The organism is Weissella kandleri (assembly GCF_001438705.1).
GTDB classification, from domain to species: Bacteria; Bacillota; Bacilli; order Lactobacillales; family Lactobacillaceae; genus Weissella; species Weissella kandleri.
This window is the reverse complement of the sequence record NZ_JQBP01000001.1, coordinates 69,910-85,832: the sequence shown is the minus strand read 5'-3', so window position 1 is coordinate 85,832 and position 15,923 is coordinate 69,910. Positions and strand designations below refer to the sequence as shown.

The following is a 15,923-nucleotide window of genomic DNA, read 5'->3' as shown; positions in this document are numbered from 1 at the left end:
TGTAAAGCTGTAGTTTCATGAATTAATTTTTATCATGTTCAGGACGATAAACAGCCCGGTTATCTAAAGCCCAATTCCGTGTCGCAAAATCGCCTGGCTCCGTTTGATTAAGTACTTGATCAAAGCTTTGCATATTAGCATCTAATTCGTCCAATTGATGTAAAACATTCGCTTCGCGGACCAATGGTTGAACCGGTGAACCGTATTCTAATTGTCCATGATGCGCCAGGACAACATGTCGTAATAAAATTAGATCTTCATCGAACAAATCAAGTTTCAACTCTTGAGCTGCTAACACAATTTGTTCATCAATCAAAACAATATGCCCAATCAAATTCCCAGACCGGGTATATTTGGTTGCGACCGGTCCAGAAAGCTCAATCACTTTACCTAAATCATGCAATAACGCCCCCGCCAGTAAAAGACTTCGATCTACTGATGAATATAAATTAGCCACTTGATCGGCCAACCGTGCAATTGAAATCGTATGATACCCTAATCCACCAGCAAAGGCATGATGATTGGTTTTAGCTGCTGGATAACGATAAAACTCATCATGATATTTTGCTAATAAATACCGGACAATGCGTTGCCATTTGGGATTTAAAATTTTTAAAAATAGCCGGTTAACTTCAGCTTCCATTTCATCGGCTTTCATGGGACCATGCGGCATGAAATCATTTGGATTTTGCGGTTCATCAATCCGGGTCGGCCGAATTTCAAAAATTTTCAACTGTGGTTTATCCCGATATGTCTGTCGCATCCCGCTAACTGCCACCACCATCCCCGCCTGAAACGTTTGGGCTTCTTCTTCAGTAATCTCCCATTTCATACCAGCTAATTCCATCGAACTATCTTCTAAAACAACCGCTAAGTATGGCTTGCCCGCATTAGTCTTGCGTAATTCGACTTGTTTTAAGACAGCATACGTCTGGACATTTTCATCATTTTTATAATCACTTAATTTACGTCCTTGCATCATCTTAGTCCTCAATCTTTCTTAATTTAAATCTAAAGTCGGTTGCAACGTCAAGTTATCGTGCGCTGTGAAATATAAAATTTGATACCCTTCTGCCGCAAATTCACCTAAAATTTCAAATAAAATTTGGCGCCGTGACGCATCAAGATCCACAAACGCATCATCAATCAAAACGGGTCCAATCCACTGCGCTTTTAATTGCCACGCATATGCTAAACGCAAAGTGACATAAACCAATTCCGCCGTTCCCCGCGAAACTTCGTCCAACGTCCAAAAATGTGTTGACTGATCCTTTAATTTTAATTGTCCTTGTTGATCCACAATTTGGATGTATTTCTGTTGGGTCAAACGTTGTAAATAACCACTCGCTACCTTGAATAACTGCGGTAACTGCATTTGCGTCAAGTGCTCAACGGTTTGTTGAATCCAAGTCGCGCTCAATTGCTCTACAAAATATTTTTGCATTTCATTTTGTAATAAACTGCGCTGCGTGGCAATTTTTTGATTTAACGTTTCCAAACTAGTATCAGTTTCAAACGCCGTTAGCTCATAATTTACACGGGCTAATTCCGCTTGCAATTGTTGCGCTTGCTTGTCAGACGCTTCATCCCCGCTAGCTTTTTGTTCCTCAGCTGTATCAGCATGAGCTGGATGCAGGGCTGAAAACTTTGCTAATGTCGCCTGATCGACATCCCCTAATTGTTGTTCCAATGTTTGCAACTGCGTTTGTAAGGCTCGCGTACGTTGATCAACCAATTTACGTTGTCGATAATCTTTCACATCGGCTAAGCCTAATTGGTTCAACTGACTTTGCAAAAGCGCTTGATATTCTTGACGTTGCACTTGCGTCGTCTGCTGAACTTGCACCTGCATTTGCCATTTAGCATGAATCTTTTGTAACTGTTGGACATCCGCTTGCGGTTGTCGACTTAAGTTACGTAATTCCGTCAATACCTTTTGCTGACGGACGATAAGCTGTTCTTCTTCTTCCTTTAACTGACGCCTCTGTTGTTGCCATAAAGCTTGTTGTTGGGCATCAGGCTGCATCAGCTCGATGGTTGCTACATCCCAATTTTCATATCCTGGCAAGCTAATCTGTTGATCATCTGTTGTCCTATGCTGCCAATAACGCCATCCCCAATACAAACCGGCACTCACCATTAACACCCCACCTAAAAGTGACCACTGACCTAATAAAACCAAAAGCAGCCCCAAAACACCTATCAGACCAGCGCCTTTTTGTGCATTAGTGTTACCTGATGTTGTGAAACGTTGGGCCCCTAACCGATGAGCATGCAAATTTTTTGACTGTGCAACGGTTAACGGTGCCGGTATAGAATCAGGTTGCCATTTTTCGCGTAATTGGCGCAGCATTGCTTCTAATTGTCGAATATTTTCATGCACCGTTTGTCCTCGTTGCTGAATTTGTCGTAACGCGTGCATTGCTTGTTGGAATTGCTTAAATTGTTCTTGTCGCTCATCTGATGAATCAGCTAATAACTGTAATTTTTGCAGTGTCGTTTCAACGTCTGCTTGCCGACTAGCATCCAGCAGATTCGGGTTCGCTTGAATTTCTTTTTTCAGACGTTGGATCTTTTCCCACATCGGTACTTGTAATTGCAACTTATTTTGTACCTGCAAATCCACCTGTTCTTGCGCTTGACTTTGTTGTAGCGCAGCTAAATCTGCACGAAGTTGAATCTGCCGTTGCTGTAATTGCTGCACATCGGGCGCCTTTTGCATTAGCTGATTCCAGTGTTGCTGCAATTCTCGCAGTTGACGTAAAGCTTGATTCAAAGGACGTTTAGACGTTTTTGTTTTTCCAAATTGTTGGCTTGCTTGCCGTTGCAATTTTTTAGCATTCGTTAACCACTCGTCCGTTCCGGGATAACCAACGCTACGTAATACTTCATTTAATTCCGTCGGGTCTAATGTATAAATTTTTAATAAATCATCTTGATTAAAACTATAAATGGCTTGATATAATTGCTTATTCAACGGATTTAGCAAAGTTTGCAGTTGCTTTTCTGGATCTAAAGCTTGTTCGCCACTCGTCAAATTTTCAACCGATAATTGAATCGCCTTATTAACATACCGTGCTACTCGATAAGTTTGTCCTTCAAATTCTAGTATCAAAACCCCACCATCGTTTTGGTCAGCCCGTTGTGTATCCCGCGCTTTGGGGAAACCAAACAAAACTCCACTGATAAATCGGTGCAAGGTAGTCTTACCCGTCTCATTCAAACCATAAATAACTTGTAGGCCCGCTTGTAAATTAAAAGTTTGATTTTGAAAACGTCCAAAATTTTGAATTTCAATTCGCTTAATCTGCATGCCACTGCCCCCGTTGGATTGCTTGAATCACCTCGTCCATTGCCTGCTCAATGTCTTGATGGGTTTTCGATTTTTGAAAATAATCATACAATTCTAAATCGTCAACCAATTTTAAACCCAAGTCTTCCAAATGCGCGCTTGTCACTAACCCCTGCTTTTGTGCTTGCCAATTTTCTGCGCCTAATTCCATCAGTTGACTACCTTGAACCGTCATTTTTACTTCGACCCGATGAATCCAAAAATTATCCGTTACCTGTGATCGTTCAGCCAATTGATTCATAAATGCCGCCGATTGCAAACCCGCCACCAACTTCTGCGGTGTCTGCTCCACGTCAATTTCCACCAATTGAAATTTATTATGTCGTTGTATTTGGTTTCGAATTTGATCAATCACTTCCGCCCAGTTCATTTGATCAGTCAATTGTACATGCACCTGCGTCCAAATTACCGGCGCACATGCTTGAAATTCAGGAATCAGTTGCCCTTGTTGATTACTTTGCACCAAATAAAAACCTTTTGGACCTATTTCTGTCCGATTGAGACCTTGCAAATTTCCAGAATATCCAATAAAAGGTTCAGCTTGCAGGGTTTGCCGCACATGAATATGCCCCAAGGCCCAATATTGATAATGTTTATGATTCAAATCAGATAAAGTGAATTGCGCATAATCTCCATGGTCTTGCGCGCCATGATACATTCCGATATGAAAGTCTTCGCCAGCTTGACGATCTGGAAAGTCCGCAACCAGACTTGTTTGCAGATGCCGCTGCGGATAACTAAAGCCCGAAATAGCGACGTTTTCCCCATTTTGCGTTACCAAACGTACTGTTTGCACTTGGTTGGCCAATACTGTCACATTCTTTGGTAAATGCAGCTGTTCATTCACCGTATCTGTGTAATCATGATTTCCGAAACCTAAAACGACTGGAATATGCGCTGCCAACAAACGCTCCATTTGATGCTGGAACAGCCACTGGATATGCGGATTTAGCACATGTGTATCGTAAATATCTCCCGGGAACAAAATCATATCAACCTGTGCATGGATAGCCGTGTCAATTAAGCTTTCCAAAGCCCGCATCGTTGCAGACTGCACATTTTCTAAGACCCATTCAGGGAGCTGGGACAAATCCAAAAAAGCATTTCCTAAATGTAAATCACCTGCATGAATGAATTTCATTTTCAACCTCCATTCGGTTTGAACCATATCTATTCGTGATACTCGGCAGACTTAACCAAGCTTTCCTTTTGCTACCAGAAGCTTAGATTATCTTTAATATGTATTTAAAAAGAGGGCGTTGATCATCATGATCGATTCCCCCTTTTCTTTAAAACGCTTATGCCTCGCAGTTTAACTGAAATTATTCATATAAATCTGCGATTGGCTTAGTAATAATGCTATTAATATCTTGCAAAAGATTATTCATAGCCCCTTCAGCCTGCATTAAGGTCTGCAAGACTTCTGATTTATCCATATCAGCTGCAACTTCTTGCCAAGTCTTAATTTGATCTTGCGTAGGTTCTTGACCAGCTTGAACCGCTGCTTGTATCGCTTGTTGTTCTGATTGGAAGCGCTTGAAGACTGCTTCAGCTTCAGTGTCAGCATGAACGGCTGCCAAAGCATCCTTTAAAGCTAAATATTGCTCTGTTTGTGCTAAATCCTTAGCAGTTGCGTTCACATTATCATAAACATTAATCATTTCATGGCTCCTCTAAAATCCAATAGCTCCACGGACCCCACTCCAAACGGCCTGGGCGCCCTTAACAATAGTTTGACCAGCTGATCGTAATCCACCAGCTACCCCATTAATATTATCAGAAATTGAGCTATTTGTACTACTTGAATTCCAACTTTCGGCACTATTTCGTTCGCGAATACTCTTCACTGTAAAAGCGTTTTGATCAGTATTAGGAATAATCTGCTCCAGCGAAGTTTTCATCAATGGCGCTGCCGTTGATGCCAAACTTGCCGGAATAATTTCACCATTATCATTTCCAGTCCACGTTACGTTCACGATATCTGGCGTATACGCAATCGCCCAAGAATCAGTAGCCGCGTTTGGATTGTCTTCACTGGTGGCAAATTCAGTAGTTCCCGTCTTACCAGCAACAGTATAACCGCTTGGATCCGCTGGGATTCCCGTTCCATTAGTGTAAACTCCAAGCATCATACTCGTCATTTCATTAGCCACTTTTGCTGACCATAACCGTGTTTGTTTAATTTTAACCGTATCAACAACGGTCCGCCCACTCGCGTCCACAATTTTGGTAATAAAGTGGGCATCAGACATTTTACCTTCATTGGCAAAGCTTGTATACGCTTGAGCCATCTGCATAGGGGAAACACCTTTGCTCAAACCTCCTATTGTCATCGCATAATTTTTATCATCCTTCGTTAATGGCAAGCCAGCTTTCAACCCAGCTTGATAAGAAGTATTAATACCCAGCTTTTCACTGAGCCAAACCGCGGGAATATTATATGAACGTTCCAAAGCAACATACATTGGTATGTCCTCAGTCGTCACATCCCCGGCATTATTAGGGGCATAATTATTCGTTCCAAAGGTCATTGAATGATTAGGTAGCATCGAATCGTACGCATAACCACGCCCCAACGCCGGCGCATAGTCGACAATCGGCTTGATTGTTGATCCCGGTTGACGCTTCATTTGCGTAGCACGATTAAATCCACGGAATTGATGCTCACCGCGACCACCAACCACTGCGCGAACCCCACCCGTTTTGGCGTCCAAAACAATTGAAGCCGCTTGTGAATCGGGACCAATGGGGTTCAAATAACTATTTTGATAATCATTTTGCAAGTTAGTTTGATCCGTCTGATTCATTGAAGTGTAAATCTTATAACCATTTTGCATCACATCTTGTTCTTTTAAATGATACTTACTAATAGCTTCATCAATCACCGCGTCAAAATAATATGGATATTCATAACTTGAACTCGTCATATTATGATTTGTTGCCCCAATTGGTGTGGCCGCCCACTGATCAGCAATATTTTGCGTTAACTTTTTATTGGCCACCATATTCAAAAGAACCTGATCACGACGATTTTTAGCTGCTTGCGGGTTCTGCAAAGGATCAAATCCATTGGGCGATTGCAACATTCCAGCTAACATCGCTCCTTGCTGTTGATTCAAATCAATCGCATCAACTCCAAAATACTTTTGGGCCGCATCTTGAACACCCCAAATTCCTTCACCAAAATAGGCATTATTCAAATACATTGATAAGATATCATGTTTACTATATTCATTTTCAACTTGAACAGACAAAAATAGTTCCCGAATCTTACGTGTTAATGTTTGATTCTGAGTTAAAAAAGCATTTTTAACTAACTGTTGTGTTAAGGTTGAACCACCCGAGAGCGCATTTGTACTCGTAAACGTTAATTTATGCCAAATAATCATCAAGCCTGCGCGCGCAATTCCGGTAATAGAAAAACCATATTCATGATAGAAATTACGATCCTCCGTCGAAATCACTGCGTCAACAACCGTTGGTGAAATTTGTTTATATGAAACATAGGTTCCTTTTTCACCAGCGATTGACCCAGCTTTATTACCACTAACATCGTAAATCTCCGTCGTACTTTTTAAACGCGCCTTTAAATTGGAAACATCAGTCGTTTTGGCTTCAAATGTTCCCAGTACACTAATAATCAAGGTCAGCGCTAAAATAACTACAATAATCCAACGAGTAATTTGAAAACGATGCCAAACTGGACCTAATGTCCGTTGCCACCAAGCTTGTAGTTTATGGTGCCATTCTTTACATTTTGCATATACACCACGCATTATTTCTAAAACTTTTTTTAATATATCCATAAATTATAACCAACTTGTTAAACGTTCCTCTAATTCTTGTGCATCAGTCTCGGAATGACACAAAATATGAATTGTATCATGTCCCGCAATCGTCGATACCACTTCTGGAAGTTGACCTGCATCAATCAAAGCTGCTAAACGATTACCACTACCCGGTGTCGTCCGAATTGAAATCATAAATGCAACCCGCGTGATTTCACTCACCATACCTTGGATACCATTTATTAACCCATCCGCGGCCGTATCTGTGCCTTCACGCATGACTTGGTAACGATTACGACCATCCTTATCAGCTCTCCGCACAATCCGTAATTCTTTAATATCGCGAGAAATCGTCGCTTGGGTTACTTCATAACCCGCTTCTTGAATTTTACGCACCAATTCTTCTTGTGAATCTACTACTTCTTGCGTCAAAATATTCAAAATTAAATTTTGTCGATCACGTTTTTTTAAAATCATGCGAATCCCCTTTACGTTCTCATTTATTCTATCTAAACGTATACCAATCATTAATTTTAAATATACCACAAAATTATTACAATAGCGGTTTTTATCCTTTCATTTTACCATTTCTACTATTAATAAGTAGAAAACATGCCTATATAAAAAACGCAACTTAGTCCATAAACTCTAAGTCACATTTTTTCACCATTCATTTTTAATCAATTAAGCCCGTTTGGGTAACACAATCTTTTGGTATAAGCCTACCGTGATGAAATAATACATCACATATAAAATTGCAAAAATGCCAAACGGAATCCATAAATCACCATATGGATTATTTAAGAGTGGCCTAAACATCTGCAATCCAAAGATTACATGTACCGCACCAACCATCGATGGTATAACGAACAACCATCCGATTTCGCGCCAAATCGCGCGCTGCATATCTCCACGAGTCGCACCAACCTTCATTAACATCGTATAACGTTTTCGATCCGCTTGCGCCCCGCTTAGAACTTTAAACATTAACGTGCTGGCCATCATTGCCAAAAATGCTACTCCTAAAAAGAAGCCCATAAATTCAAAGCCGTTCGCAGCTGATTGAAGTTGTTGCTGAGTCGCATAACGACTTAGATATTCCTGACGTCCAACATGATGACGTTGCATTTCAATTCGATCCAATTCACCCCATAAATGATGATAAGCATGGAAACGATCAGTTTTAACCAGCATTAAACGCTGTGTTCCACCTGCTAACTGGTTAAATTGCTTTTGATCAGCCACCTTAATTTCCGGGGTGATTTTTAATTGATAGATTGGGTAAATACTATACAAAGCCTGTTGCCAATCAGCTGATAAAATCGGCCGGTTTAAGTCTTGATTTGATAATTTATGTCCTTTTTCTAAAGTCTTATCAACTGGCTTATGTTGTTTTAAATCATCCTTTAAAAAATAAACCTGATTGTCTTGAACTTTATAACGATAATCAACTAATTGCTTAGATCCCTTAACTTGATCTAACATTTTGATTTCTTGACGATTAGGTTGATTCAAAATTGTATCATAATAATTATATTTATCATTAACCTTTTGCACCTGCTGCGCAAAGCCAAAGCCAAAGGTAATACTTCCTAATGCCAAAGCCAATAAAATAGTCACTACGCTCAACATTTTGGCATATTGGCCCATCCGAAATTCAATTTGTCCAAAGGTAAAAGTATGCAAACCATGACTAATCGTCCCTGGACGCAACCTAAACCAGCGAATTAACTGGGGGACAGCCGCTAAATAAACTAAATATGTCCCAACTGGAATTGTAATCAAGGCCAGGATCAAGTCAAAAATAACTGATTTGTCTCCGCCACCAACACGATATATCCCCCAATAACCGAGAGCTAATAGAATCAAAGCGACTACTAACAAAACGATACGCTTCAAGCCTGACAAACGTACTGTTTGTGCTTTTTGATCTGCACGCAACAAATTAATTATGCGTTTTTTACTTAAAATACCAGCATTAAAAATTGCTGCAAGCACAAACAAGATAAAAAACAAAACTAATGTCACTAATAAAGCTTTTCCATTCCAAACCATAAACTTAGTCTGATGGATAGCCAATACTTTCATTAATAGCTGACTAACACCAGCGGTTAAGCCAAGGCCTAATCCAATTCCAAAGATCCATGCAATCAAACCTAACCACAAGGTCTCTCCTGCCATAATTTGGGCAATTTTACTTTTACGTGCCCCTAACATCATATACATTCCATATTCACGCTGTCGCAAAGATAACAAAAATGAATTAGCATACGTAATATAGATAATTGTAATTAAACTTAATAAAACTGAACCAATCCGAAAGATCATTGGTAAGACCGCCGCCGCAGATGTACTATGAATCAATGCTTGATTTGTCGCAATTGATTCAAACATATAGAAAATGGCAACCACGAACGCTAGTCCTGAAAATAATACTAGATAATCTTGACGGCGCTCTTTAAAGCCCGCTAATGATAATTTGAATAACATCTCTTTGCTCCTTGCTTAATTTTCTTGAGCGACCGTGCGTAAGACTTCTTGATAAAAGGCCTGGTTTGTCTCATTTTGGGCTTTAATCAATTCTTGATGCACTTGACCATCTTTAATAAATAAAATCCGATCAGCATAACTAGCACTCATGGCGTCATGCGTCACCATTAAAATCGAAACTCCTTGTTGTTGGTTCATAGTCTGCATCGTCTCCAACAAATCTACGGCATTCTTAGAATCCAAGGCTCCCGTTGGCTCATCTCCCAAAATCAAGGCTGGTTCATGGACCAAAGCACGCGCCGAAGCTGTCCGCTGTTTTTGCCCCCCTGATAATTGTTCCGGATATTTCTGCAATAGGTCTTCGATGTTTAATAGCTTAGCCACACGCTTTACCGCCAGTCGAATTTCCTTTGATCGTACTCTTTGGAGTGAAAGCGGCAAAGCTATATTTTCGTAAACCGTCAAACTATCTAATAAATTAAACTCTTGAAAAATAAATCCAATCTTGCGGGCCCGAAAATCTGCTAATGCTTTTCCTTTTAAGCCAATTAAAGTTTCACCATCAATTAAAATTTCACCCGAAGAGGGTACGTCCAAAGTCGATATATTATTCAATAAAGTCGATTTACCGGAACCAGATGCGCCCATGATTGCCACAAATTCCCCCTTAGCAACAGATAGGTTCAAGTTCTCTAATGCGACAAATTTTTGTTCTGACCCTTTACCATATACTTTAGTCAGGTTTTTTACATCTAATATATTATTCATTACTATGCTCCCTTTAATATTGATTCAAAAATAACATATACACCGTATAACAACTTTCATATAGTATATTATATTCTATACAATATTATGTCAAGTATTTTATAGCAGATTTTTGCTTAATTGATCCGCAGTTTTTGCTTGAATCCGCACATCATGCGATTTCACAGAATAAAAAAGCCGCAAAGTTCCCTTCGTAGTTGTGTTAATTAGTGCTTCATTTAAGCTCTACACAAAAATATGGCGTTCAAGAGAAATCTTCAACACCACGTTTTTTAATTTTTATTAAAAGAAAAAATTCAATTTGACATCATCGAAGCAATCTAACCACAACGGATTCACGAGAGCACATGTTTCTTATTTTGCTAGGCTGTCATAATTTATCATCAACTTAGTCACAGCTTGACCTATCGTGATACAGTCAGATGCTATTCTGTCATTATTATTTAAGAGATCATCCATGTAATTATTCAGCGATTAATAATTTCTCTTTCTAAATAATAAAGATATCTTTTTAATCATTTTAAATACAATAACAAAACCATCTTTTACTCCACATTGTAAAAAAGATAAGCCCTTATGAATCATCATTTTAAAACACCATAGTGATCCGCGTCTTTATAGCTTCTTACATGTATATAACGTCAACAAACTAACTCAGATTCAATATAGAGACGAAATCATAAGTTATCATTCCACAAAAAAAAAGACATCAATTAAAAATTGATGTCTTTTTTAATTATTATTTGTTAAGCAAAGCAGCCAAACGTGACTTATCACGTGAAGCCTTGTTCTTTGCAATCAAGCCCTTTGAAGCGGCCCGATCCAAAGCTGATGATGCGTTCACATACAATTCTTCCAAATTGTCTGCTCCAGCTTCTACAGCTTTACGGAACTTCTTAACTTCAGTCCGGTATGCTGAATTTTGGGCAATATTGTGCTCGCGTTGTACTTTGTTCAAACGAGCACGCTTAATTGATCCTTCGATAATTGGCATGTCAATTCTCCTTTGATGAATTATGTCTTACAATCATTTACATCGAAAACTAAAAATTAACGACGCAAACCAAGCTTAGCAATCAAATCACGGTAACGTGAGACGTCAGTATTACGCAAGTAACGTAACAAATTACGACGACGACCGATCTTCTTCATCAATCCACGTTGTGAGTGGAAATCATGCTTGTGTTCAGACATGTGCTCGTTCAATGTGTTAATGTCAGCAGTTAAAACTGCGACTTGTACTTCAACTGAACCAGTATCACCTTCGTGACGTGCGAACTCCTTCATGATTTCTGTTTTCTTTTCTGCAGAAATTGCCATTGGAATATCCACCTTTCATAAATAAAATGTCGCCTAATGCCGAGTAATCCGACGGTGACCCGTGAAGACACAGCATTAGGTCAATGCATCAATTGCACTTACTTATACTACCTGATTTAGCACTAACTTTCAAGCTTTTCTTTTAAACCATCAAGCCAAATGACTTCTTACTTCAAATTACCAACCTACCCCACCAGTAAAATCAGGTCTCTAATGTCGTGGTTTTACAGCGTACTGATAATCTAAAATAAATAATTCAAATAATAATTCGGGGTCCCGACTGGTCGTTTTTATTTGTTGTTCCATCTTAACCAAACCCAAAAAAGCTTTCGCTAACTGCCTATAATTAAAACGGCGCACTGTCTGACGTGCTAATTTTACTCGATATGGGTGAACTTTGAGCGCAGTTGCCGTCCCCTTTTCACTTGTCTTAGCTGCCTTTACTTGCAACAACAACCGAAATTGACTGGTTAAGGCTCCCTGCACGCGTAATGGTTCTTCTCCATTCAATAATAACTGGTGATAAAGTTCCAATGCCTCCTTAAAATTTAATTTCAAAACATCATCGATTAAATCAAACACATTATCCGTTAAATTCTTAGTGACCACTTGTTCTACATCTAGAGCGGTTATCTGCTGGGCTGGCAAAACGTACAATACCAATTTATCAATTTCGCTCATCATGGTACTTAAATTTGCCCCAGTTAAACGAATCAAAGTCTCCATCCCCCCTAAATCAATCTCCATATGCTGCTCCGCTAATTTAGTTTGCACAAAGCTTTGCAAATCACGTTCCGTTAAATTACCAAAAGATACATGCTCACTTTGCTCTTGTAGAATTTTTGTCACTTTTTTTCTGCGATCAAGCTTCTCATACGGTGCCATAATCACCAACACCGTTTGTGGTTCAGGATGTTTCAAATAATCAATCAATTCCTCAGGGTGATGTTCTATTTTACTCTTAACCCGCTCGCCCGTTAAAAAATACGCATTTTCAATGATGACCACGCGGCGCTCACCAAAAAATGGAATTGAACGCGCATCATCTAAAGCGACCGCCAAAGCTTGTTCATGCATGTCATAACGAGCAAAATTCATTGCCTGCTGATTTTCTGGAACTAACTGGATAAATAATTGCTCAGCTTGTTGTAACAAGTACACGTCTGTCCCTTGTATTAAATACACAGGAGCAATCTTTTGCTCCACAATTTTCTCTTGTAATTGCTGAAATTTAACTGTCATTTAAAAAGCTCCTCCACCACGTCCAATTCAAAAACCAAGTATACTCAATCATACCATGAACCTGTGTATTCCAAACGGGAATCTGTGTTTGTTGTAGGTTCACTAACGTTTCTAAACTCGGATGATGGTACCGATTATTCACACCCGCCGAAATAATACCCACTTTAGGTTTTAAAATTTGTAACCATTCCTTTGCAGTACTAGTTTTAGATCCATGGTGTCCCAGCTTAAGTAAGCTGTGAGCGGGTAAATTAAAATGTTGTAAAATAGTATGCTCGCCTGCTCGATCTAAATCACCTGTTAAAATCAAATTTTCCGGTCCACACGGTATTAACAAAGCTAATGAATCCTCATTACGTCCTCGGCCTGGCTGATGTGGGTGCAGTAATGTTCCTACGTCACCCATAGATTTTGGTGCTAAAGCAAGTTGCACCGGAATCTGTAATGGGGCAATCATCTTTTTAAAGGTCGATGTCTGCTCCATCCCTGCTGGAATAATGATATGTTCAATTTTGATCATGTGACTCAAAGCCGGTAAATTCCCAATATGATCAAAATCTTGATGCGTTAACACCAAATAGTCGATTTTAACCACTCCCAACGCACTCAGGTTGCTAGCCAATTCTTGAGCTTGATAATTTACCTGCAGTTGTCTTTTCGGCTGATTCCCTTGATCCCACTGAATTTTACCGCCAACATCAACTAAGATCACCGCTTGACCAAAGGGTGGACGAATCAAAGTCGCGTCCCCTTGACCAACATCAAAGAAGACGACTTTCCCAGAAACCGGATATGCCGAAAACACCCACCAACCGATAATTAAGATACCTAAGCCCCAAACCAATATTTTATGCTGGGTCACTAATAAAATTAAGAGTAGGTATATCAAAATCCCAATCAAAATATTAGGTAACGTCATAAAATTAAGATTCATCGGCACTTGATCTAAGATTTTGAGTACCATTCGAAACCCCTCAACAATTTGATTCATCGCAACTAACATCTTAGTATTATGTAAAAGTGCTGCCATCACACCCATAATAAGGACTGGGATAATCACCCAGGTGAAAATGGGCACCGCGATAATATTTACAATTAGTGCTAAAGGGTGCCACCAACCTGTATGATTGGCTAAAAGAGGCATAATTAAGACGCCTAGCCAAAGACTTTGCTGCCACCAAGGCCGTCGTTGAACAGTTAGTAATCCTAAAGCTAGAAGATAAGATAACTGTCCGCCCAGTGTCTGAAAAATTCCGGGTTGGAACGTAACTCCCAAAATTGCGGTGATCCCCCACGCATCATAACCATTCAAGCGAATCAAACCTGCTTCACGCCACAACATTAAACTGGCTAAACTAATTGGCCGGACTAAAGATAAAACATTACCCGCAAAACTCCACACCCCTAAAAGGCCAAATTGAAGACCAAAAAGATTCAAACCCCGTGGTATCCATAGATAGCGTCCCACACACCGCCATGCTTGATAAAATAACATCACTTGAAACCCTGAAATACTAAATAGATGAACTAATCCTAACTTTTGTAATCCTATATTTTCATGATAAAAATTAGACCGCACGTAACCTAAAAATAACGTTTCGCCATAATCTCTTAAAGCTGGTGGTAAGCACTCAAACCAGTTCACTAATTTCATGTGCCAAAACCGTAAGCGATTTTCATACCAAGGACGTGTGACGAACCGCTGTATTTGTTGAATATCCGTAATTTTTCGGAGCCAAACCTGTTTTGTAATCCCTTGTTGCCGTAAACTTTTTCGTTCATCAAAGCTAAATCGGTTGCGCGCTTCACGAGGTTGTCTAATCTCTCCCACTCCGTTAATCTGCAAACCATTAATCCCTTGTTTCCGCCAATCGGCTACTGCAACCTGTTCCTGTGACAAATAAACGATGACTTCCTGTCGTTCAATCCAACCCGATCCCCGCCAACCGTAGCTCGTAGGACGCAAATTATCTAAATATAATTCAACGCTAACCGATTGTGCTTCCTCAGTTGTTATCGGGACGACTTGCTGATATAAGCAACCGCTGCTTAAAAGCACTAATCCAAAGACAAAGCTAATTACCATTTGCGTTCGATATTGTTGGTATAAAATCCAGGCGCTCCATAAAATAGGGAAAATTAGCCACCAAATTTGCCACCATACATAATTATAAAGACATACGTATCCTACGCCACACGTAAACCAATATCCTGTTTTCATTAAAGCGTAATGCTGCCTTTCAATTTTTCTAACGTTTTTTCACCAATTCCTGCAATATTTTTCAAATCATCCACTTGTCGAAACAAACCATGACTTTGCCTGAAGGTCGTAATATCTTGAGCTCGTTTGGCACCAATCCCCGGCAATTTTTCTAGCTCTGCTTGCGTTGCTTGATTAATATTTATTTTATTATGCTCTTCATTTAAGGTTTCTGATTTTGGCAAGAATCCTTCACTGCTAAAGCCTGGTAACGGATATTCAGTGGGGACTATTTCATCGCCTAAAGGAACATATACCACTTGTCCATTGGCTACTGGTGCCGCTAAATTCAGTCGTTTTAAATCCACTTCATCTAAGGGCCCACCAGCGCGCCGTAAAACATCTTTAACCACGGGCTGGGTTTTAAAAAGATAAACATCCGGACGTAAAACACCGCCTTTAACATCAATCCGCCAGATTGTTGCATCCGCTTTAGCAGCCGCCATCCCCGAATCCGATTGTTCCAAAGTATCCGGCTTCCTAATAGACATATCCGCCTGATTCAAAACAGGCGCGGTGGCTTGCTGACGTGACCCTTGTATTGACCAAAAGATACCACCACCCAGTATTAAAATTGTCAAAATTCCAATTAAGATCCGCTTTTGTTTAATCCATTGCATTGCGGCACCTCCTTTTTCAGTCTCTTATAATAACAACCCAAAAACACTAAAAAAGCTCACAGCAATTAAACTGTGAGCTTTAA

The 15,923-nt window shown here is 39.8% G+C and carries 13 protein-coding genes; all 13 read right to left on the bottom strand.

Features of this window, described 5'->3' with window-relative positions; genetic code table 11:
• Positions 1–22: 22 nt before the first annotated feature.
• The 13 genes from IV73_RS00405 to IV73_RS00345 all read right to left on the bottom strand — a co-directional run bounded on the left by IV73_RS00405 (position 23) and on the right by IV73_RS00345 (position 15,840).
• Complete coding sequence (locus tag IV73_RS00405) at positions 23–982, bottom strand: 3'-5' exoribonuclease YhaM family protein (RefSeq protein ID WP_057753295.1); 960 nt, start codon at positions 980–982, stop codon at positions 23–25.
• An 18-nt stretch (positions 983–1,000) separates the two neighbouring features.
• Positions 1,001–3,313 carry an ATP-binding protein gene (locus IV73_RS00400; RefSeq protein WP_057753293.1) on the bottom strand — a complete coding sequence of 771 codons (2,313 nt, stop codon included), beginning with the start codon at positions 3,311–3,313 and terminating at the stop codon, positions 1,001–1,003.
• Positions 3,303–4,493 (bottom strand): metallophosphoesterase family protein, encoded by a 1,191-nt coding sequence (locus tag IV73_RS00395; protein WP_057753291.1) that lies wholly within the window; start codon positions 4,491–4,493, stop codon positions 3,303–3,305. Before IV73_RS00395 ends, IV73_RS00400 begins: the two co-directional genes overlap by 11 nt.
• Positions 4,494–4,674: 181 nt before the next feature.
• Positions 4,675–5,013 carry a YlbF family regulator gene (locus IV73_RS00390; protein WP_057753289.1) on the bottom strand — a complete coding sequence of 113 codons (339 nt, stop codon included), beginning with the start codon at positions 5,011–5,013 and terminating at the stop codon, positions 4,675–4,677.
• 12 nt (positions 5,014–5,025) lie between these two features.
• Entirely contained in the window at positions 5,026–7,128 is a 2,103-nt protein-coding gene (locus IV73_RS00385; protein WP_157049525.1) for a transglycosylase domain-containing protein, read from the bottom strand.
• Between the two features lie 33 nt (positions 7,129–7,161).
• On the bottom strand, positions 7,162–7,617 hold the full coding sequence (gene argR, locus IV73_RS00380; protein WP_057753285.1) for an arginine repressor: 456 nt from the start codon (positions 7,615–7,617) through the stop codon (positions 7,162–7,164).
• Positions 7,618–7,824: 207 nt separating this feature from the next.
• Positions 7,825–9,630, bottom strand: coding sequence for an FtsX-like permease family protein (locus IV73_RS00375; protein ID WP_057753283.1), 1,806 nt, complete (start codon positions 9,628–9,630; stop codon positions 7,825–7,827).
• Between the two features lie 15 nt (positions 9,631–9,645).
• The gene (locus IV73_RS00370) at positions 9,646–10,398 is read right to left on the bottom strand and encodes an ABC transporter ATP-binding protein (protein ID WP_057753281.1); all 753 of its coding nucleotides are present in this window, start codon (positions 10,396–10,398) and stop codon (positions 9,646–9,648) included.
• A gap of 739 nt (positions 10,399–11,137) precedes the next feature.
• Positions 11,138–11,392 (bottom strand): 30S ribosomal protein S20, encoded by a 255-nt coding sequence (rpsT, locus tag IV73_RS00365; RefSeq protein ID WP_057753280.1) that lies wholly within the window; start codon positions 11,390–11,392, stop codon positions 11,138–11,140.
• A gap of 56 nt (positions 11,393–11,448) precedes the next feature.
• The gene (gene rpsO, locus IV73_RS00360; protein WP_057753278.1) at positions 11,449–11,718 is read right to left on the bottom strand and encodes a 30S ribosomal protein S15; all 270 of its coding nucleotides are present in this window, start codon (positions 11,716–11,718) and stop codon (positions 11,449–11,451) included.
• Between the two features lie 210 nt (positions 11,719–11,928).
• A complete protein-coding gene (holA, locus tag IV73_RS00355) occupies positions 11,929–12,960 on the bottom strand; it encodes a DNA polymerase III subunit delta (RefSeq protein ID WP_057753276.1) in 1,032 nt (343 codons plus the stop codon).
• On the bottom strand, positions 12,950–15,181 hold the full coding sequence (locus IV73_RS00350; protein ID WP_083485510.1) for a ComEC/Rec2 family competence protein: 2,232 nt from the start codon (positions 15,179–15,181) through the stop codon (positions 12,950–12,952). Before IV73_RS00350 ends, holA begins: the two co-directional genes overlap by 11 nt.
• On the bottom strand, positions 15,181–15,840 hold the full coding sequence (locus tag IV73_RS00345) for a helix-hairpin-helix domain-containing protein (protein WP_057753273.1): 660 nt from the start codon (positions 15,838–15,840) through the stop codon (positions 15,181–15,183). Before IV73_RS00345 ends, IV73_RS00350 begins: the two co-directional genes overlap by 1 nt.
• Positions 15,841–15,923: the final 83 nt, after the last annotated feature.

Excerpts from the sequence above, each read along its gene's own strand:
- IV73_RS00405 (WP_057753295.1), bottom strand. The coding sequence starts at position 982 with ATGATGCAAGGACGTAAATTAAGTGATTATAAAAATGATGAAAATGTC.
- IV73_RS00400 (WP_057753293.1), bottom strand. The coding sequence starts at position 3,313 with ATGCAGATTAAGCGAATTGAAATTCAAAATTTTGGACGTTTTCAAAAT.
- IV73_RS00395 (WP_057753291.1), bottom strand. The coding sequence starts at position 4,493 with ATGAAATTCATTCATGCAGGTGATTTACATTTAGGAAATGCTTTTTTG.
- IV73_RS00390 (WP_057753289.1), bottom strand. The coding sequence starts at position 5,013 with ATGATTAATGTTTATGATAATGTGAACGCAACTGCTAAGGATTTAGCA.
- IV73_RS00385 (WP_157049525.1), bottom strand. The coding sequence starts at position 7,128 with ATGCGTGGTGTATATGCAAAATGTAAAGAATGGCACCATAAACTACAA.
- argR (WP_057753285.1), bottom strand. The coding sequence starts at position 7,617 with ATGATTTTAAAAAAACGTGATCGACAAAATTTAATTTTGAATATTTTG.
- IV73_RS00375 (WP_057753283.1), bottom strand. The coding sequence starts at position 9,630 with ATGTTATTCAAATTATCATTAGCGGGCTTTAAAGAGCGCCGTCAAGAT.
- IV73_RS00370 (WP_057753281.1), bottom strand. The coding sequence starts at position 10,398 with ATGAATAATATATTAGATGTAAAAAACCTGACTAAAGTATATGGTAAA.
- rpsT (WP_057753280.1), bottom strand. The coding sequence starts at position 11,392 with ATGCCAATTATCGAAGGATCAATTAAGCGTGCTCGTTTGAACAAAGTA.
- rpsO (WP_057753278.1), bottom strand. The coding sequence starts at position 11,718 with ATGGCAATTTCTGCAGAAAAGAAAACAGAAATCATGAAGGAGTTCGCA.
- holA (WP_057753276.1), bottom strand. The coding sequence starts at position 12,960 with ATGACAGTTAAATTTCAGCAATTACAAGAGAAAATTGTGGAGCAAAAG.
- IV73_RS00350 (WP_083485510.1), bottom strand. The coding sequence starts at position 15,181 with ATGAAAACAGGATATTGGTTTACGTGTGGCGTAGGATACGTATGTCTT.
- IV73_RS00345 (WP_057753273.1), bottom strand. The coding sequence starts at position 15,840 with ATGCAATGGATTAAACAAAAGCGGATCTTAATTGGAATTTTGACAATT.